The organism is Rhodococcus sp. NBC_00294, assembly GCF_036163995.1.
Taxonomy (GTDB): domain Bacteria; phylum Actinomycetota; class Actinomycetes; order Mycobacteriales; family Mycobacteriaceae; genus Rhodococcoides.
Window position 1 is genome coordinate 2,262,118 of sequence record NZ_CP108043.1, and the last position, 17,018, is coordinate 2,279,135.

Genomic DNA, 17,018 nt, shown 5'->3' on the forward strand with positions numbered 1-17,018 from the left:
ACCACCTTCCTCGAGTCGGGAGCAGACATGACGCAGTTGTCGAGAGTGCAGAACTTCACCGTGTCCCGCGACGGGGTGGCCGCCGGCGTCGAGCAGAGCCTCGAGAACCCGTTCGGCCTGGACCATCGTGAGCTCATGTCGTGGTATCTCGGCACCGCGAGCATGCCGGGACGCCCCGGATCCGGCGGTACGCGCGGCCTCGACGACTACTTCGCTCGGGACTTCGCCAACAACATCGGTGCCGAGATCATGGGGCGCAACAAGTTCGGCCCACAACGCGGACCGTGGACCGATCACGAATGGCAGGGATGGTGGGGTGACGAGCCGCCGTTCCACACGCCGGTCTTCGTGATGACGCATCATGTGCGGCCGTCCCTCACCCTGTCCGACACCACGTTCCATTTCGTCGATGCCGGCCCGTCCGATGTCCTGACGCAGGCGAAGGCTGCGGCGAACGGTCGAGACGTCCGGATCGGTGGCGGTGTCACCACGGTCCGGGAGTTCCTCGACGCCGACCTCGTCGACACGCTGCACGTCGCGGTCGCACCCGTCGATCTCGGACCGGGCCTGGCGCTGTGGGAGTCCCCGGACGATCTGAACGATCGCTTCGAGCACGAGGTCGTTCCCAGCGCGAGCGGTGTCGTGCACCATCTGTTCTGGAGGCGCCATCAGACGTAAGGTTCCCGCCGACCCGGGATAGCTTACAACTGTGTCGCTTCCTTCTCGTGCCGTGATCCGGCTCATCGGATCGCCGCGGGTGGAGAGCGACGCGGGCGTCGTCGACGTCCGGGCCTTCGGCGGACCTCGGTGTGCGACGGTGTTCTCGTATCTGGCGATGAATCACGGACGCGGTGTGGTGTACGGCGAGCTCGCCTCGGTGATCTGGTCGACCGATCGACCCACCACCTGGTCGTCGGCCGTTCGGAGCGTCCTGTCCAAGGTCCGCGAGCTGCTGGCGACGAGTGCAGCGCTGGCGGGCACCACCGTGTCCAGTCGATCAGGAGCGGTGACACTGACGCTCGGCCCCGCGGTGATCGTGGATCTGGACCTGGCGCGTCGGCACCTGGATCCCGATCACCACTCGGCGGATGCGCGTGCCGATCGCGCCGGTGAGTTGCTCGGCCTGCTCGACGCTCCACCTCTGGACGGCCTGCACGGAACCTGGGCCGACGAGGTTCGCACCGTGTTCGGCCGCATCCGTCTTCGTGCACTGGAGGTGGACGCCGCCGCCTCGCTCGAACTCGGTCGCCACGAGCACGCGCTGGCCCGGGCGCAGGAGCTGCTCGACTCGGACCCTTTCTGCGAGGCCGCCTACCGTGTCGCCATGCGTGCGCACGACGCCCTGGGAAACCGCGCTCGCGCCCTCGGTGTCGCCGAGCGGTGCCGCACCGTGCTGGCCACCGAACTCGGCGTGGAGATGTCCGCGGAGACCCAGCGAGTGTTCGTCGAGTTGCTCCGAGATCCCGACGCGATCGAGGTGACGACACCGTCGTCGTCGCAGATGGTCGTCGTCCCGGCTCGACGAGCGGAGGTGGACCGCGTCGGGGCCACTCCTCCGGGCGATTCGCCCTTGCTCGTGGGACGTACCAGGGAACTCGACGTCATCGCGTCGGCCGTCGAGGCGGCCGCGGGTGGGGCCGGTCAGCTCGTCGTCGTCTCCGGCGACGCCGGCGTCGGCAAGTCGACGGTGGTGACCGCGGCGCTGAACCGTGCCGACTCCGCCGGCGCCGACGTGCTCTACGGGCGGTGCAGCATGGACACGGTCGTCCCGTTCGAACCGTTCATCGACGCACTCGGGCGCGAGAACGACCGGAACGACGATGCTCCCGCCGCCTCCGCCGTCCGCGAGATGCTGACGACCGGGTGGGTCGACACGGATCGGTGGTCGGCGGAGGGACGCGACGCGGATCATCGCGCGATGCTCTCGTCGGCGATGGAACGGTGGTTGACCGGTCCCACCCGTCGTCGGGTGACGGTGTTCGCGATCGACGATCTGCAGTGGGCGTCGCAGGCCACGCTCTCCGTGCTGCGATTCCTGGTACACGCGGCGGGGCGCCATCGCCTCTGTGTGGTCGTGACGATGCGCGGAGCGCAGCTCGACGGTCCTGCGGCGGACCTGCGGTCGGCCCTGCCGCCGTCCTCGGTGCACACGGTGTCGATCCCGGCCCTCACCGTCGAGGACGTGCAGGACTGGACGCGCCGGTGCGGCAGCACCTTGGACCCGATCTGGTTGCACGGCTGGACATCCGGATCACCGATCTTCCTCGAGGCCGTGTTCGACGCGCATCGGCGCGAGCCGGACGGACCGTCACCGGCGTCCCTGGCGGACGCCGTGCTGTGGGTCCTGCACCGCCTGACTCCGACCGCGCGGGAGATCGTGACGCTGTGTGCCGTCGCGGGAGTCAGCGCCACGCGCGTCGTCGTGCGCACCGCGCTCGCCACCCTCGACGACCGTTCCTTCGCTCGGGCGCTCGACGAACTGGCCGCCGCCGGTCTGGTGATCGAGGAACGAGCGCAGGACGTCCTGCACCTACGCCACGCGCTGATCGTCGACGTCGTCGACGCCACGCTGTCCGGGGCCGATCGCGCAGCGGCGCATTCTGCCGTCGCGGCCGCACTCATCGGCTCGGGGGCCACGTCCACCGTCGACGAGCTCGCCAGGACCGCAGGTCACCTCGAACGCGCGCTCGACGCCGACCGGTCGGCGGCAGCGGAGTATCTCCGTCGTGCGGGCGAGAGGTCCTACGCCGTCGCGGCGTACGAGGACGCCGCCGAGTTCTTTCAGAGGGCGTCCGAGCGCAGCGTTCCCGGGGGTGACACCCGCGCACGATGCGAACTGTTCATCCGGCAGGGGCGTTCGCAGCGGCGTGCACTGGACCGCGGCTACGGCGCGACCCTGCTGGACGCCGCCGAGATGGCGCGCCGACTGGGTGATCTCGATCTGCTGCTGGACGCGCTCACCGCGGACGTCATCGACGGCATCGCCCTGTTCCAGCTCTACGAACCCGACCCGAGGCGGACGGAGCACCTGCGGACAGGGCTCGATGCTCTCGAGAGGGCGGGTCGCGGTGCTTCCGGCGCTGCCTCCGAGCTCCTGACCCAGATGGTGGAGGAACTGGCATGGACCTCGACCGGATGGTCGGGTCGTGCTGCAGACCTCGCGCGCGCGGCCGACATGGCGCGCGGTGCAGGAGACGACGACGCCCTCGCCCACGCTCTGCGCGCCGTTCTCACCGGCCTGCGGCTGCCTCGCTTCCGGCAGCAGCGGGCCGAGGCGCTCGCCGAGCTGGTGCGACTGGTGGACCTCGGACCGGGGCACCTCGATCCGTCGCTCGCCGTCACCATGGCGCGGGCGCACATCGAGTCCGGCGAGCCGCGCGAGGCCGCCGCGGCTCTCGACGCCGTGTCGGCCACGCGGCTCGCACTGGACGAGGAGGCCCTCTGGACGGTGCAGTGCATGCGGGTCGGACTTCTCGTCGCGACGGGTGAGTTGCGCCGTGCCGCAGAGGTTCTCGAGGACGACGTTCGCCGCCCGCCGCCGGCGCCGATGGGGCAGCACACGTGGGGCCGGGAGATGAATGCCGTCTTCCTGCTCGGAATGTTCCGAGACGGGCTCGGCGAGTTCGCGGCGATGAAGCGGGACATGGAGCCACTCTTCGAGGCTCTCCCCGCCTATCGAGCAGCCTTCGCGTTGTCCGCCGTGGACAGCGGCGACACGGACGGCGCCCGATCCCTCGTGCAGTGGTTCGAGAACGGCAGACTGGCGGCGCTCTCCGTCGACACCTTGTGGCTCATCACCGTCGTCCTGGCGGCGCGCGCGGCTGCGGCGACGGCATCCACCGTGGTGTGCGAGGACGCGCTCGCACTGCTGGCTCCCTACGCCGATCACACCGTCCTGCTGACTCCCGGTGTCCTCGGAGTCGTTCACCACCATCTCGCCGACCTCTGCGCGGCACTCGGACGGTGGGACGACGCGCACGCTCACGTCCGGCGTGCACGCGCCGCGCACGCCGCTCGCGGCTATCGGATGTGGGAGGCCGAGAGTGTGCTCCTCGCCGCTCGCATCGCGGTGTCCCGCGGCGAGCCCGTCGACGCGGTCGACGTTCGTGCGGCCCGGTCGACGGCGCGAGAGTGCGAGGCGGCGGCGTTGCTCGACCGTTTCGAGGAGATTCCGCTCGGCCCGGGCACTCCCGACCGACGGCCCCGACAGCCCTGAGGGCCACGTCGGACTTGATAGCGTGTCGCTGATCGGGCAGTCGCGCGGCGCAGTGCCGTCGTCACCTCAGGAGCAGCAGTGGCGCATCGTTACCGGGTCAGAGAGATCGCGCAACAAGCGGAGTTGAGCGAGGCCACGGTCGACCGTGTGCTCAACGATCGCCCCGGTGTCCGCCCGTCGACACGGGAGATGGTGGCGCGGGCGATCGCCGATCTCGACGGCCAACGAGAACAACTGCGGTTCAGTGGACGCAAGTACATGCTCGATGTCGTCATGTCTGCGCCCGATCGTTTCTCGAAGACCTTCAAGCGTGCGGTCGAGGCCGAATTGCCGAGTCTCGAACCCGCCACGGTGCGCGCACGGTTTCATCTGCAGGAGAGCGCCACCGCCGAGGCGGTGGTCGCGCGGCTGAACAGGCTGTCGGGCAGCGGATCTCAGGGCGTCATTCTGAAGGCGCCTGCCGTACCGGACGTCGCCGCCGCGGTCGATCGCCTCGTGGCCGCCGGGATTCCCGTGGTGACCTACGTGACCGACATTCCGGGGAGCCGACGGTCCGGGTACGTGGGAATGGACAATCGTGCAGCTGGGGAGACGGCCGCCTATCTGATCACCACGATGATGGCCGATCACCCGGGTGACGTCCTGATCACGCTGAGCAGCAACGCGTTCCACGGCGAGGAGGAGCGGGAGATGGGCTTTCGCGCCGCGCTGCGACGACTACCCGGACCTGTGCGGACGGTCGTCGAGATCGCGGAGAACGACGGGCTCGACGATCGCGTGGAATCGCTGGTTCTCGACGCCCTCGATCGGCACCCCACCATCTCCGCCGTCTACTCGTGTGGCGGCGGGAACTCGGCCATCGTGCGGGCCTTCCGGACGCTGGATCGACCCTGCCGGGTGTTCGTCGCGCACGACCTCGATGCGGACAACCGGGACCTGCTGTATCGCCGACAGATCAGCGCGGTGCTCGAGCACGACATGCGCGCGGACGCCCAGCGTGCGTGTCGGATGGTGCTGCACGCGCGTGATGCCTCGACCGCGGTCCGCGGATCCTCGTCGCCCATCCGCATCGTCACCCCGTTCAACATGCCCTGATCGCGCGAGCGGGTCCCGCCTCGAGGGGAAACTGAGGGTTCGAAGCCTTGTCTCGAGGTGTCCGCGCCCGGCAGGCTCGACCATGACGACAACGGCCATCGGGACCGAGGAGCAGGTATGACCAGCAACATCAGCAGCCACTCGCACCGCGCGGATCGCCTCCGCGCGGCCGACTGCGACATCGAGGAGTTCCGGGCACTGGTGTCCGAGAGCACCCAGCTCGCCGACCACCCCCACGCGTCCGACGTGGTGCAGAACGTGCTCGTGTACGACGGACCGGAGCTCGCGCGGCGGGCGACCGACGACCAGGTGCGCGCCGACATCCAGGACGAACTGGCGAATGCACTCCTGAACGGCCCCGGCATCGTGGTGTTCCGCGGTGCCTTCACGGCCGACCACGCGGTCGCGGAGACCACCCGCACGTACCGGGACGTCATTCGTGGCCAGCGCGAGAGCGGTGTGAGCAACGGTGACCACTTCGCGAAGCCGGGAGCGAACGATCGCATCTGGTCGGCCCTGCAGAAGTTGGCGGTCGCCGAACCCGAGCAGTTCGCTCGGTACTACGCCAACGACCTCCTGGCGCTGGTGGCGGAGGCGTGGCTCGGGCCGATGTATCAGGTCACGTCCGCCATCAACGTCGTCAATCCCGGTGGCGCCGCCCAGAATCCGCATCGTGACTACCACCTCGGGTTCATGTCGACCGACACGGCCGCGGCGTTCCGGGCGCACATCCACCGCCTGTCACCGGCGCTGACACTGCAGGGAGCGGTGGCGCACTGCGACATGCCGATCGAGAGCGGCCCGACGATGTATCTGCCGCACTCACAGAAGTTCGAGGCCGGCTACATCGCCTTCAACCTCCCCGAGTTCCGGGAGTACTTCGCCGACAACCACGTTCAGCTTCCGCTTCGGGAGGGTGACGCCGTGTTCTTCAATCCGGCGCTGTTCCACGCGGCAGGGCACAACACCTCGACCGACATCTTCAGGATGGCGAACCTGCTGCAGATCTCCTCGCCGTTCGGCCGCGCGCTCGACAGCGTCGACCGGCAGACGATCGTGTCCGCCCTGTATCCGACGCTGGTGGACTGGGCGGCGGAGGGTCGTGAGCGGGACGTCGCCAACGTGATCGCGGCGTCGGCCGAGGGCTACGCGTTCCCGTCGAACCTCGACCTCGACCAGCCGATCAGCGGTCTGGCGGGGGAGACGCACGCCGAACTGGTGCGGCGCGCGCTGGCGAGCGGGCTCGACGCCGCCGAGTTCGACGCCGCCGCCGCGGATCTGTTCGCTCGCCACCGGGCGTGACTCACACCTCGGTCGCGGTCCCGCAGATTCCGCACACCTCGAGCACGCGCCGCTTCCAGCGTGCGACGGGGATGAAGAAGACGCTGAGCTGCGTGTACTGCCGCATCCGCTCCCACTGAGTGGTGTTGTGGCAGCGGGGGCACGTCCGGGTGCTGCCGGCACCGAGCGAGGACCGTTTCGTGCCGTATCCGAAGAGGAAGAACATCGGACCAGCCTAGAGGCCACCGAACACCCATGTGTGCGCACGTGCGCACACATGGGTATGGTCGTCGGCATGGCCGTTCTGCAGATTCGATCCGAGTCCGTTCTCGCGGTCCCGGCGTTTCGCAGGCTCTTCACCGCACAGGTGGTGGCACTGGTCGGCACCGGTCTGCTCACCGTGGCGCTGGGACTTCTGGCCTACGACATCGCCGGTAGTTCCGCCGGCGCTGTCCTCGGCACGGCGCTGGCCGTCAAGATGGTCGCCTACGTCGGGGTGGCTCCGGTCATGTCCGTGCTCACCGGCCGTCTGCCACGCCTGACCGTGCTGGTGTCCGCAGACGTCGTACGGCTCCTGATCGCGGTACTGCTGCCGTTCGTGACGCAGGTGTGGCAGGTGTACGTCCTCGTGTTCGTCCTGCAGGCGGCCTCGGCCACCTTCACGCCGACCTTCCAGGCCGTCGTTCCCGCGGTGATCTCCCGCGACGATCAGTACACCCGCGCGCTCTCGCTGTCCCGGCTCGCCTACGACCTCGAGTCGCTGGTGAGTCCGATGCTCGCCGCGGCGCTGCTCACCGTCGTGTCGTATCACTCGCTGTTCGTCGGCACAGCAGTAGGTTTCGCGCTGTCGGCCGTCCTCGTGGTGAACACCCGAATTCCGGACAGAGAGCCCCGGTCCGTCCCGGACGGGGCTCGGTCGTTCGGTGACCGACTCGTGGCCGGAGTGCGCCGCTTCGGTGGCCGTCCGTCGCTTCGGGGGCTGCTCGCACTGAACCTCGTCGTCGCGGCCGGAACGGCGTTGGTGATCGTCAACAGCGTCGTCTACGTGCGCGACATCGTGGGTGGGCCGGCCAGCGCCATGGCCGTGGCCCTCGGCGTCTTCGGCGGCGGGTCGATGATGGTGGCGTTCGCAGTTCCCCGCATTCTCACAGTCGTCGACGACCGTCGGCTGATGCTCGCCGGTGGTGTGGTCGTCTCTCTCGGGACGACGGGTGCTGTCGCGCTCGCCGCCCTCCGTCCGAGTGGTGCCGCGGACTGGGCGTCACTCGCCGTCGTCTGGGCCGTGGTGGGCGCTGGAACGTCGATGATCTCCACCCCGTCTGCTCGCGTGATCACCCGAGAATCCGACGACGGTGACCGGGACGAGCTCTTCACGGCGCAGTTCTCGCTGTCTCATGCGTGCTTCCTGCTCACCTATCCGGTGGCGGGCTGGGTGGGCGCCGAGGTGAGTCAGGTCGTCGCCGCGTCGATCATCGCCGTCCTCGCTACACTTGCCGCGCTGGGTGCCGGTCGGCTCTGGACTCCGGCATCGACGGTGGGCGCGCCACCGACCGAGTAGACGGAAGCGGCGATCATGACGGCATCGGACGAGAAGCGGGCTCACGCGAGTCTCGACCACGCCGACCGCCCGGACCGCGCGCGTCTCGAGGCCGCCGGCGACACGTTCCGCATGCTGTCCGATCCCACTCGGCTGCACCTGCTCTGGACGTTGAGCCACGGCCCCGCCGACGTCACGGCACTCACGGAGGAGACCGGCGCGTCCCGCACCGCGGTGAGTCAGCATCTGGCGAAGCTGCGCTTCGTCGGCATGGTCGAGACCGAACGCAGCGGCCGCAACGTCATCTACCGACTCGCCGACGGCCACCTGGCCCGGCTGGTGCGAGAGGGTCTCAACTTCGCCGACCACACCGTGACCGGCGAGCCTCCGCATCACTGATCGGGTCTAGATCCACCCGTGGCGCCGGGCGATCGCGCATGCCTCGTGGCGATTGGCGGCGCCCAGTTTGGCAACGGCGGCCGAGAGATAGTTGCGTGCCGTTCCCGGTGAGAGATGTGCGCGCTGGGCGATCTCGGCGATCGTGGCTCCGTCCGCGGCGAATTCGAGCACGTCCGACTCGCGCGGTGTCAGCGGCGAATCGCCCGCGCCGATGGCCTCGGCCGCCAGGCTCGGATCGACGTAGCGTCCGCCGCTCACCACCGTGCGCACCACCTCGGCGAGAGTCGCCGCGGACGTGGTCTTCGGGAGGAATCCGCCGACGCCGGCCGAGAGCGCCTTCTTGAGGTATCCGGGCCGGCCGTGGCTGGTGACGATGATCGACCGGCAGTCGGGTAGCAGCGCGGCGATGCGCTGGGCCGTCTCGATACCGTCGATCCCGCCGAGCTGCAGGTCGAGCACCGCGACGTCGGGGGTGGTCCGCGCGGCCTCAGTCACCGCCGCCTCGCCCGAGTCCGCATGTCCCACGACCTCGATGTCGTCCTCCAGATCGAGCATCGTGCCCAGGGCCACCCGGATGAGGTTCTCGTCGTCTGCCAGCAGTACCCGGATCATGATGTGCCCTTCGTGGGGGATGTCGTCATCGGTGCGAATTCGACAGCGAGGGTGAAGGTGTCGGCTCCGGCCTCGACGGTGAGGGAACCTCCGACCGCAGCCAGACGCTCACGGAGACCGGCGAGACCGGTGCCGTCGCCCGCACGTTCCGGCGACGTCGGCCGGTCGTTGACGATGCGGAGCCGGTCGTCACCGAACTCGATACGGCAGTAGGTGGCACGCGAGTGGCGCAGGATGTTCGTGACGCCTTCCCGCACCACCCACGCGGCCTGTTCGGCTACTGCGCCGGGGATGTCTGCGACCGTCCCCGTCAGCTCGGTCCGGATACCGGCGGCGGACAACAGGGACTGGGCGCCGCGGAGTTCCGCCGCGACGTCGACGGAACGGTAGCCGCGCACCAGCTCCCGAGCGTCGGTCATCGACTCCCGGGCGAGCACACGTACCTCGTCCATCTGCGCGGCAGCTCGGTCGTCTCCTCGCCGAGCCAGCGCGGCGGCGAGCTCGCTCTTGACCGCGATGGCGGACAGCGCGCGACCGACGACGTCGTGCAGGTCCCGGGAGAAGCGCAGTCGTTCCTCGGCGACCGACAGGGCGGCGGCGGCGTCGCGGGTGGTGGCCAGCTCGGTGACGATGCGCAGCAACCACATCGACAGGCGCACCGTGGTGGCCATGGCGACGATGCAGAAGGCCAGGAGTGTGATCTCGAGGGCGGTCGAGCCCGATGCGGCGGCGACCACCGGGGCGACCACCGCGGCGCCGAGAGACCAGCGCAGGTCCACCAGTGCCGCGATCGGTGTCGTCACCAGGATGGCCACCCACAGGAGGTTCGGTGCGGCGCCCACCACGACGAGCACGGCGGCCGCTGCGATCTGTACGCACAACGGTGCCCGGACGTCCGCACTCGAAGCGCCACCGAGTGCGGGAATACGGTGCAGGACAACGAGTGCAGACACCACGCACACCAGCGCGGCGGCGGTGGAGATCGCGTCACCCGCCTGCGCCGAGGCCGCCATCGAGGCCACCGCGACCGCGACGACGATGAACTGGAAGGACTGCCGGGTGTAGGTGCGGACCTTCTCGACGTCGCTGCTGCCCCGCCAGCCGAGTGTCGGGTCGAGATGATCGCGCAGTCTCATGGTCTCCAGCCTTGCAGATCGGACGGTCGGTGGCGGGACGTCAGGAGCGCGGTTCCCAGCGGAAGTGGGTCCGGGCGATCAGGACGCTGCCTGCGATCCAGGCGAGCATGACGAGAGCCGGCTGACCAGCCTCCGCGAACGTCGACGCGAAGCCCACCGAGTCGGCGCCACCGGCGGCATCACCCACCGAGGTGGTGCCGAACCACCCGAGGTTCAGGAGATCGCTGACCGCGGCCATCGGTGTCAGAGCCACCACGTCGGCGAGGGACTCGGGTACCACGTCGCGCAGGAGTGACGATCCGAGCATCGCCAGCAGGATGACGGGCAGGCTGGTGATCTGTGCTGCTTCCGCGTTGCGGGTGAAGGCGGACGTGATGAGGGCCAGTGCGGCGAAGAGCGCCGCACCACCGACCAGTGCCGCCGCGATGAGCAGGACGTTGACGGGAATGCCGCCGCCGAGGACCACCACGACCACGCCGACGATCACTCCGAGGAGGAGTGTCAGGAGGAACGACGGCACCGCGGGTCCGAGAAGGATCTGTGCGTCCGTGCTCTCCCCGGTGCGGAGACGTTTGAGCACCAACTCGTCTCGACGCGTCGCGTAGACCGACAGGAGGTTGTAGTAGACCAGGAACACCAGCAGGAACAGGGCGAAGATCTCCAGCGCGGCCGACACGCCGGCGTCGGTGAGCCCACCGTCTCGACCCGCGACGACCAGAAGGAGGATCGGCAGGACGAGGGGCATGACCAGAGCGTTGAAGAGAAGGACGCGGTTGCGTCCGAGGAGCGTGAATTCCGCTCGGGACAGTGCGGTCATCGTACTCATGCCGTGATCACCTCGGGGTCGTCGAATGTGTCTGCGATGGAGAGGAACACGGTCTCGAGGGACGCGGCTCGCGCGTCGAGACCGTGCAGGGTGACGCCGCTGTCGCGGGCCCACACGAGCAGCTCGGTCAGCGTCTCCTGTACCGAGTTCGTCGTGATCGACACCGTGTCGCCCTTCCGGTCGACGTCGGCTCCCGGGAGTTGCGGCAGTGCGGTCCGCGGGTCCTTCAGCTCGATGCGCGCCGGGTGACCGGCGACCACGTCGTCGACCGTTCCGCTGCGAACGACGCTGCCGCGGTGCATGATCGCCAACCGATCGCACAGCGATTCCGCCTCGTCGAGATAGTGCGTGGTGAGCATGATGGTCACCCCGGAGTTCTTGAGCTCCTGAATGAGCTGCCACGTGTTGCGCCGACTCTCGGGATCGAGTCCGGTGGTCGGTTCGTCCAGGAACAGGACTCGCGGTCGGCTGATGATCGCGCAGGCGAGATCGAGACGACGCTGCTCGCCGCCCGACAGGAACTTCACTCGGGTGTCCGCACGGGCTTCGAGATCGACGCGCGCCAGGACGTCGTCGACAGGCAGTGGATCGCTGCACGTGCCGGCCCACATCCGCAGGCTCTCGGCCGCGGTCAGGTCCTGCGGTAGTCCACCCTTCTGCAGCATGATGCCCAGGGCGGGCCGGACCTTTCTCCGATCCGCCACGGGGTCGAGTCCCAGGATGCGGACCGTGCCCTCGCTGGGACGCGACAGACCCTGGACGACTTCCAGAGTCGACGTCTTGCCGGCGCCGTTGGTGCCGAGCAGTCCGAACAGTTCGCCCTCCGCGATGTCGAGGTCGAGGTTGCGGACCGCGTCGTACGCTGTCTTGCCGGAGCCGTAGCGGCGGGTCATTCCCGACACCTCGATGACGGTCATGACGCTCGCCCCCAGTGCCGACGCCCGACGGCGACGCGGACGGCGAGGAACGCGGCGACGACGGCAGCCGCTGCCACGGTCGGCACCGAGACTCCGAGGATCGCGATCAGCACCGCGATGAGGGCCACCGAGATGACGGCCACCACCAGTTCGCGGGCCGGGGTCGGCGCGGGTCCGATCTCCATGAGGTCGGTGAAGAGGTTTCCTTCGTCTGGTTGCTTCATGAGAACAATTCTTCGGATCATGCGGCAGGACCGGCAGTGCCAGGATGCATCGGTCGAGATGACACCGTCACGGTCGAGCGATGACAAACGTCATGAACCGGACGGCCGAGTAGCGTGTCGACCATGAACGGATGGTTCGTCGTCGCGCTGCTCGGGGTGCTCGGTCTGGCGGCGATCGTTCTCGGCGGCGCCGACGATTCACCGGGACTCCAGTTTCTCGGGCTGATCCTCGTCGTCAGCGCGGTCGTGACGGCGGTTCGCCGTCGCCGTATCTCCTGATCGCGAATCCTCGACGGTTCGCGCTCCGTCCGCGTCGTACGCGCCGTTTCCGCCGACGGTCCGCGGGTAGCCGACACCGACGCGATCCGTGCGACGAAGGAGCAGCGATGACGACCGTGACGGACCTACTGGCCACCCGTCCCCTCGATGGTGATCGTGCACTGGTGGCGGCCTGTGTGGAGGCGTGTCTCGACTGTTCGACGGCGTGCACCGTCTGTGCCGACGCCTGCCTCGCCGAGGATTCCGTCGCGCGACTCAGGTCGTGCATTCGACTCGACCAGGACTGCGCCGACCTGTGTGCCGCGACCGCCCGGATCATCACGCGGAGCGGTGCCCGGTCCGAGACGGCACGCGCCGCGCTGATCGCCTGTGCGTCCGCGTGCGACGACTGTGCCGACGAGTGCGCCCGGCATGCGGGGATGCACCAGCACTGCGCCGCGTGTGCGGACGCATGTCGGCGATGCGCGCGGGCGTGCCGCGACCTGCTGGCCGCGCCGGGCACACCGATGTGACGAGCTGGCGAGGAACAAGCACATCGGTTTCGGTCACCTCCGGTGTTTCGGTGACGCGGTCGGGCACGGGTACCGCGGTCGGACCGACCGAAACTCCCTGATCGAGGATCTGACGGCGTGTTTCGACGCGACGATCGCGGGAACACGGGCGCCGCAGCACCACCGTCGGGTGGGGCTCGGTTGTCCGGTGACCCGTGGAGGAACTCAGTGTCCGATCTTCAGCCGTTCTACGACGACGTCCAAGCTCACTACGACCTCTCCGACGAGTTCTTCAGGCTCTTCCTCGATCCGACGCAGACCTACAGCTGTGCGTACTTCGAGCGCAAGGACATGACACTCGAGGAAGCGCAGCTCGCGAAGATCGACCTGTCGCTGTCCAAGTGCGACCTCCGTCCAGGCATGCGTCTGCTCGATGTCGGCTGCGGGTGGGGCGCGACGCTTCGGCGAGCGGTGGAGAAGTACGACGTGAACGTCGTCGGTCTGACCCTGAGCAGGAACCAGTACGAGCACGTGTCGGCGATGCTGAACGGGCTCGACACGGGACGCACCACCGAGGTGCGGCTGCAGGGGTGGGAGGAGTTCGACGAGCCGGTCGATCGCATCGTCAGCATCGGCGCCTTCGAGCACTTCACCTCCCCCCGCTACGACGACTTCTTCGCCCGCGCTTACTCGATCCTGCCCGGGGACGGCCGAATGATGCTGCACACCATCGTGCAACTCGGCCGCGACATGTTCCGGCAGAAGTCGCGCGTGACGCGGGCGGACATGGACTTCGCCGACTTCATCGGCCGCGAGATCTTTCCCGGCGGCGAGCTCCCGATCCCGCAGGTGGTGATCGAGAAGGGCGAGCGAGCCGGCTTCCGCGTGGAGAAGGTCCAGTCGCTGCAACAGCACTACGCTCGAACGCTCGATCTGTGGTCGGCCGCGCTGGAGGAGAGGAAGGACGAAGCCGTCGCCATCGCCGGCGAGGCGATGTACCAGACCTACATGCGATACCTGCCCGGGTGCGCCGACTTCTTCCGGCGTGAACTGATCGACGTCCGCCAGTTCACGATGGTGAAGTAGACGCCGTCGCCTGGTCGGGGGCGTCGATCTCCGCGATCACGACGCCGATGTCGTCGGCGCTGTAGGGAAGTCCGAGGACATCCGTCAGAGCGGCAGCTGCCCGGCTCGCGACGAGATCGCCGGCCTCCTGGAGATCCGTGCCGTAGGCGGCGATCACCGTCACCAGACCGCCCGTGCACCGGTGACCCTCGGTGTAGAGCGAGATGTCGGCGGGCTCTGTGCCCGCCACCTCGGCGACGGCGCTGCGGACGGCGATACGTACGACGACGTCACTGACCCGAAGGGTGTCCGCGTCGACGTCCACTCCCTCGACGACGCCCTCGTCGGGGTAGCGGGCGTCGAGGGGCCACGTCCGGACCCCGACGGCTCGCACGCGTGAGAGGGCGGCGGCGCTGATGTCCACCCACCCGTGGACGGGCGCGTCGCGCAGCACGCTTGCGGCTCGACGGAGCGTCGAATCCGTCTGCGGCGGTGTCGAATCAGGCTGACCCGACGTCATCTCCACGTCTCCAATCGTGTCTCGAGTGTGGCGCGTGCACGCGTGAGGTGGCCGCGGACGGCACCGGGGGAGAGGGCCATGACCGTGCCGATCTCGGTGTGCTTCATGCCCTCGACCTCACGGAGCAACCAGCAGGCCCGCTGGCGATACGGTAGCTCAGCGAGGGCATCGTCCAACGCGGACAGGAAGTCGGCGTCGGACACGGTGCGCGACGGGTCGTCCCTCGGGTCCTGGCTCGGCCTCTCGAACACCCAGTCCTCGACGGGCGCGATGCTGCGGCGCCGCCGATGATCCGTCACCTTGTGGGAGACGACGCTGAACAACCAGGTGCGCAGCGACGAGTCGGAACGGAAGTGGCGCAGTCCGCGCCAGGCGTCGACCAACGCGTCCTGGACGATGTCCTCGGCAGCGCCTCGGTCGGACAGGAGGTGGGTCGCGTAGCGCAGCATGTCCGGTCCGAGTCGGCGCACGATCTCCTCGAACGCGCGTCGGTCGCCCATGCCCGCGGCGGCGGCGAGGGCGCGATCGCCGAGCTCGCGGTGGTCGGCGGCGAACGTCGGACGAGTGGACGTGTCGCGGTCCGCCGACGGTGCTGCGATGGACGGGAGGCTGACATCACCGGCCACGTCGGGACTGCCGGGATCGGGCGCGATCGACGGACGACTGAGCACTGTCCCCCCGAACCGCCGTCGGAGTGACCCACCCCGAAGATTGATGAAGCAACTACTTCCCCCGACTCGACTGTTCCCGCGCAGGATCACGCGCAAACCGATGTGATGCGCATCACTTGATTTCCGACGTGCGTTTTCGTGGTGAGGACCCGACTCAATGGCTGTGACGAGCCGTCACAGTCCAGAGAGAGGACCTGAAGTGAACGCCCCGCAGACTGCGACAGGAAACGCCGTGAGGACGTCCGTCGCATCGACCGTCGACCACAGTGACGACCGAACCGACCGCAGAGATCGCGGCCGCACAGTCGTCGCGGACGCCGTGGTCGCCACCGTCGCCGGCATCGCCGCACGAGAGGTACCGGGCCTCCACGCCCTGGAACCGGCCGGTTCTCGTGCGCTGGACGTACTCCGGTCCGCAGTGGGCGTCGACGGGGCGAGGCACACACAGGGGGTGTCGGTCGAGGTGGACGACCGCACCGCAGTCGTCTCGCTCGATCTGGTGGCGGACTACGGAATATCCATCGCCGACGTCGCAGCGGACGTCCGCCGCAACGTCTCCAGTGCGGTGACGGCACTGACCGGACTCACCTGCAGCCGTGTCGACGTCGTCGTGCACGACGTGCAGGTCGGTGGCCACCGCACGGCCGCCTGACCACAGTCTCGTCCGACCACACACACCGACTCGCGCTCCGCGGGCCGGTCGAAGAAGGGAACCATGATGACCACGATCGAGAAACGCACCGACGAGGTGCGCGCATGAGCGCCCGTCGGAGCCTGTCCAGCCGACTCTTCGAGGGCCTGGGCCGCGTGACGTGGGGCTACGCCAAGCGCAAGATCGACGAGCGCCGCACCCGACGAGGAGGACGACGATGACCAAGTTCACCGTCTACATCGCCGAGGCCATCGGCACCGCCGTTCTCGTGATCGGAGGTGTGGGCACCGCCGTCCTGGCGGGCGACGACGTCGGCACCACCGGAATCGCGCTCGCCTTCGGCCTGACACTGCTCGCGATGGTGTTCGTGCTCGGATCCGTGTCCGGTTGCCACATCAACCCGGCGGTCACGCTCGCGTTCCTCGTCACGGGCCGCATGACGGCCGCCCGCGCCGCCGGATACGCCGCCGCACAGGTGATCGGCGGACTCGTCGGCGCCCTGGTGGTCTACGCCATGGCGACGGGTCGACCCGGATACGACCGGACGGTCGACGGTCTCGGCGCCAACGGATACGGCGACGCCTCGGCAGGAAACTACTCGCTTCTCGCCGTTGCGATCGTGGAGATCGTGGCAACGGCAGTTCTCGTGCTGGTCGTACTCGGCGTGACAGGGCCGCATTCCGTTGCGGCAGCCGGGGTTCCGATCGGACTGACGCTCGCGTTCGTGCATCTGCTCGCCATCGGGGTCGACTCGACGTCGGTCAACCCGGCGCGCTCAATCGGGCCTGCGCTGATCGCCGGCGGAAGCGCACTCTCGCAACTGTGGGTGTTCCTGGTCTTCCCGTTGATCGGTGGTGTGGTCGGTGCACTCGCCTACAAGGCCGTGCGGCCCGCCGAGGCGGTCGCCGCGCACTGACTCTCGTGTGCGACGAGCCCGTTGCTCGCCGGGTGCACCCGGGGCATGATGCGACGGTCGGTCGTGGGGGCCGTCGCACATGGGGGTGGGTCATGAACACGGTTCGTCGTACGCCAGGGCTGCGCGCGATCCTGGACGACTATCGACGCTGGCGCGCGATCGGGCCGGGCGGGCTCCCCGA

At 68.7% G+C, this 17,018-nt stretch carries 19 protein-coding genes; 11 read left to right on the forward strand and 8 right to left on the reverse strand.

Annotation, left to right across the window (positions count from 1 at the left end; genetic code table 11):
• Positions 1-27: 27 nt before the first annotated feature.
• From OHB23_RS10570 to OHB23_RS10585, 4 genes are all read left to right on the forward strand, one after another.
• Positions 28-678 carry a dihydrofolate reductase family protein gene (locus OHB23_RS10570; RefSeq protein ID WP_328811547.1) on the forward strand — a complete coding sequence of 217 codons (651 nt, stop codon included), beginning with the start codon at positions 28-30 and terminating at the stop codon, positions 676-678.
• A gap of 31 nt (positions 679-709) precedes the next feature.
• Positions 710-4,216, forward strand: coding sequence for an AAA family ATPase (locus tag OHB23_RS10575; protein ID WP_328811548.1), 3,507 nt, complete (start codon positions 710-712; stop codon positions 4,214-4,216).
• 78 nt (positions 4,217-4,294) lie between these two features.
• Positions 4,295-5,311 (forward strand): LacI family DNA-binding transcriptional regulator, encoded by a 1,017-nt coding sequence (locus tag OHB23_RS10580; RefSeq protein ID WP_328811549.1) that lies wholly within the window; start codon positions 4,295-4,297, stop codon positions 5,309-5,311.
• 117 nt (positions 5,312-5,428) lie between these two features.
• Positions 5,429-6,613, forward strand: a complete 1,185-nt coding sequence (locus OHB23_RS10585) for a phytanoyl-CoA dioxygenase family protein (RefSeq protein ID WP_222638502.1) — start codon at positions 5,429-5,431, stop codon at positions 6,611-6,613.
• A 1-nt stretch (position 6,614) separates the two neighbouring features.
• Here the strand turns inward: OHB23_RS10585 and OHB23_RS10590 are convergent, their stop codons facing one another.
• Positions 6,615-6,818: a zinc-ribbon domain-containing protein gene (locus OHB23_RS10590; protein ID WP_027505576.1), complete on the reverse strand. Its 204-nt coding sequence runs from the start codon at positions 6,816-6,818 to the stop codon at positions 6,615-6,617.
• 69 nt (positions 6,819-6,887) lie between these two features.
• Between OHB23_RS10590 and OHB23_RS10595 the strand changes: the two genes are divergently transcribed.
• Entirely contained in the window at positions 6,888-8,150 is a 1,263-nt protein-coding gene (locus OHB23_RS10595) for an MFS transporter (protein WP_328811550.1), read from the forward strand.
• Positions 8,151-8,165: 15 nt separating this feature from the next.
• Entirely contained in the window at positions 8,166-8,528 is a 363-nt protein-coding gene (locus OHB23_RS10600) for an ArsR/SmtB family transcription factor (protein ID WP_027505578.1), read from the forward strand.
• A 6-nt stretch (positions 8,529-8,534) separates the two neighbouring features.
• Here the strand turns inward: OHB23_RS10600 and OHB23_RS10605 are convergent, their stop codons facing one another.
• From OHB23_RS10605 to OHB23_RS10625, 5 genes are read right to left on the reverse strand one after another with little or no spacing between them, the layout of a single operon-like run.
• On the reverse strand, positions 8,535-9,140 hold the full coding sequence (locus OHB23_RS10605) for a response regulator transcription factor (RefSeq protein ID WP_328811551.1): 606 nt from the start codon (positions 9,138-9,140) through the stop codon (positions 8,535-8,537).
• On the reverse strand, positions 9,137-10,276 hold the full coding sequence (locus OHB23_RS10610) for a sensor histidine kinase (RefSeq protein ID WP_328811552.1): 1,140 nt from the start codon (positions 10,274-10,276) through the stop codon (positions 9,137-9,139). The genes OHB23_RS10605 and OHB23_RS10610 overlap by 4 nt, the downstream gene beginning before the upstream one ends.
• 40 nt (positions 10,277-10,316) lie before the next feature.
• The gene (locus tag OHB23_RS10615) at positions 10,317-11,102 is read right to left on the reverse strand and encodes an ABC transporter permease (protein WP_328811553.1); all 786 of its coding nucleotides are present in this window, start codon (positions 11,100-11,102) and stop codon (positions 10,317-10,319) included.
• Positions 11,099-12,019, reverse strand: coding sequence for an ABC transporter ATP-binding protein (locus tag OHB23_RS10620; protein WP_222629972.1), 921 nt, complete (start codon positions 12,017-12,019; stop codon positions 11,099-11,101). Before OHB23_RS10620 ends, OHB23_RS10615 begins: the two co-directional genes overlap by 4 nt.
• Positions 12,016-12,243, reverse strand: coding sequence for a hypothetical protein (locus OHB23_RS10625; protein WP_328811554.1), 228 nt, complete (start codon positions 12,241-12,243; stop codon positions 12,016-12,018). Before OHB23_RS10625 ends, OHB23_RS10620 begins: the two co-directional genes overlap by 4 nt.
• Positions 12,244-12,366: 123 nt before the next feature.
• Between OHB23_RS10625 and OHB23_RS10630 the strand changes: the two genes are divergently transcribed.
• From OHB23_RS10630 to OHB23_RS10640, 3 genes are all read left to right on the forward strand, one after another.
• A complete protein-coding gene (locus OHB23_RS10630) occupies positions 12,367-12,522 on the forward strand; it encodes a hypothetical protein (RefSeq protein ID WP_197027779.1) in 156 nt (51 codons plus the stop codon).
• Positions 12,523-12,629: 107 nt separating this feature from the next.
• Entirely contained in the window at positions 12,630-13,034 is a 405-nt protein-coding gene (locus OHB23_RS10635) for a four-helix bundle copper-binding protein (RefSeq protein ID WP_328811555.1), read from the forward strand.
• Positions 13,035-13,241: 207 nt separating this feature from the next.
• On the forward strand, positions 13,242-14,099 hold the full coding sequence (locus OHB23_RS10640) for a cyclopropane mycolic acid synthase family methyltransferase (RefSeq protein WP_222638493.1): 858 nt from the start codon (positions 13,242-13,244) through the stop codon (positions 14,097-14,099).
• Here OHB23_RS10640 and OHB23_RS10645 read toward each other — a convergent pair.
• Positions 14,083-14,604, reverse strand: a complete 522-nt coding sequence (locus OHB23_RS10645) for a hypothetical protein (RefSeq protein WP_222649406.1) — start codon at positions 14,602-14,604, stop codon at positions 14,083-14,085. The genes OHB23_RS10640 and OHB23_RS10645 overlap by 17 nt on opposite strands.
• Positions 14,595-15,269, reverse strand: a complete 675-nt coding sequence (locus OHB23_RS10650; RefSeq protein WP_231476307.1) for an RNA polymerase sigma factor — start codon at positions 15,267-15,269, stop codon at positions 14,595-14,597. The genes OHB23_RS10645 and OHB23_RS10650 overlap by 10 nt, the downstream gene beginning before the upstream one ends.
• A 232-nt stretch (positions 15,270-15,501) precedes the next feature.
• Here OHB23_RS10650 and OHB23_RS10655 point away from each other — a divergent pair, with 232 nt between their 5' ends.
• The gene (locus OHB23_RS10655; protein WP_222630003.1) at positions 15,502-15,921 is read left to right on the forward strand and encodes an Asp23/Gls24 family envelope stress response protein; all 420 of its coding nucleotides are present in this window, start codon (positions 15,502-15,504) and stop codon (positions 15,919-15,921) included.
• Positions 15,922-16,138: 217 nt separating this feature from the next.
• Complete coding sequence (locus OHB23_RS10660) at positions 16,139-16,837, forward strand: aquaporin (RefSeq protein WP_328811556.1); 699 nt, start codon at positions 16,139-16,141, stop codon at positions 16,835-16,837.
• The last annotated feature ends 181 nt before the right edge of the window (positions 16,838-17,018 follow it).

What these genes read in the sequence shown, in the direction of transcription:
- OHB23_RS10570 (WP_328811547.1), top strand. Translation starts at nt 28, where the DNA reads ATGACGCAGTTGTCGAGAGTGCAGAACTTCACCGTGTCCCGCGACGGG.
- OHB23_RS10585 (WP_222638502.1), top strand. Translation starts at nt 5,429, where the DNA reads ATGACCAGCAACATCAGCAGCCACTCGCACCGCGCGGATCGCCTCCGC.
- OHB23_RS10590 (WP_027505576.1), bottom strand. Translation starts at nt 6,818, where the DNA reads ATGTTCTTCCTCTTCGGATACGGCACGAAACGGTCCTCGCTCGGTGCC.
- OHB23_RS10595 (WP_328811550.1), top strand. Translation starts at nt 6,888, where the DNA reads ATGGCCGTTCTGCAGATTCGATCCGAGTCCGTTCTCGCGGTCCCGGCG.
- OHB23_RS10600 (WP_027505578.1), top strand. Translation starts at nt 8,166, where the DNA reads ATGACGGCATCGGACGAGAAGCGGGCTCACGCGAGTCTCGACCACGCC.
- OHB23_RS10605 (WP_328811551.1), bottom strand. Translation starts at nt 9,140, where the DNA reads ATGATCCGGGTACTGCTGGCAGACGACGAGAACCTCATCCGGGTGGCC.
- OHB23_RS10610 (WP_328811552.1), bottom strand. Translation starts at nt 10,276, where the DNA reads ATGAGACTGCGCGATCATCTCGACCCGACACTCGGCTGGCGGGGCAGC.
- OHB23_RS10615 (WP_328811553.1), bottom strand. Translation starts at nt 11,102, where the DNA reads ATGAGTACGATGACCGCACTGTCCCGAGCGGAATTCACGCTCCTCGGA.
- OHB23_RS10620 (WP_222629972.1), bottom strand. Translation starts at nt 12,019, where the DNA reads ATGACCGTCATCGAGGTGTCGGGAATGACCCGCCGCTACGGCTCCGGC.
- OHB23_RS10625 (WP_328811554.1), bottom strand. Translation starts at nt 12,243, where the DNA reads ATGAAGCAACCAGACGAAGGAAACCTCTTCACCGACCTCATGGAGATC.
- OHB23_RS10630 (WP_197027779.1), top strand. Translation starts at nt 12,367, where the DNA reads ATGAACGGATGGTTCGTCGTCGCGCTGCTCGGGGTGCTCGGTCTGGCG.
- OHB23_RS10635 (WP_328811555.1), top strand. Translation starts at nt 12,630, where the DNA reads ATGACGACCGTGACGGACCTACTGGCCACCCGTCCCCTCGATGGTGAT.
- OHB23_RS10660 (WP_328811556.1), top strand. Translation starts at nt 16,139, where the DNA reads ATGACCAAGTTCACCGTCTACATCGCCGAGGCCATCGGCACCGCCGTT.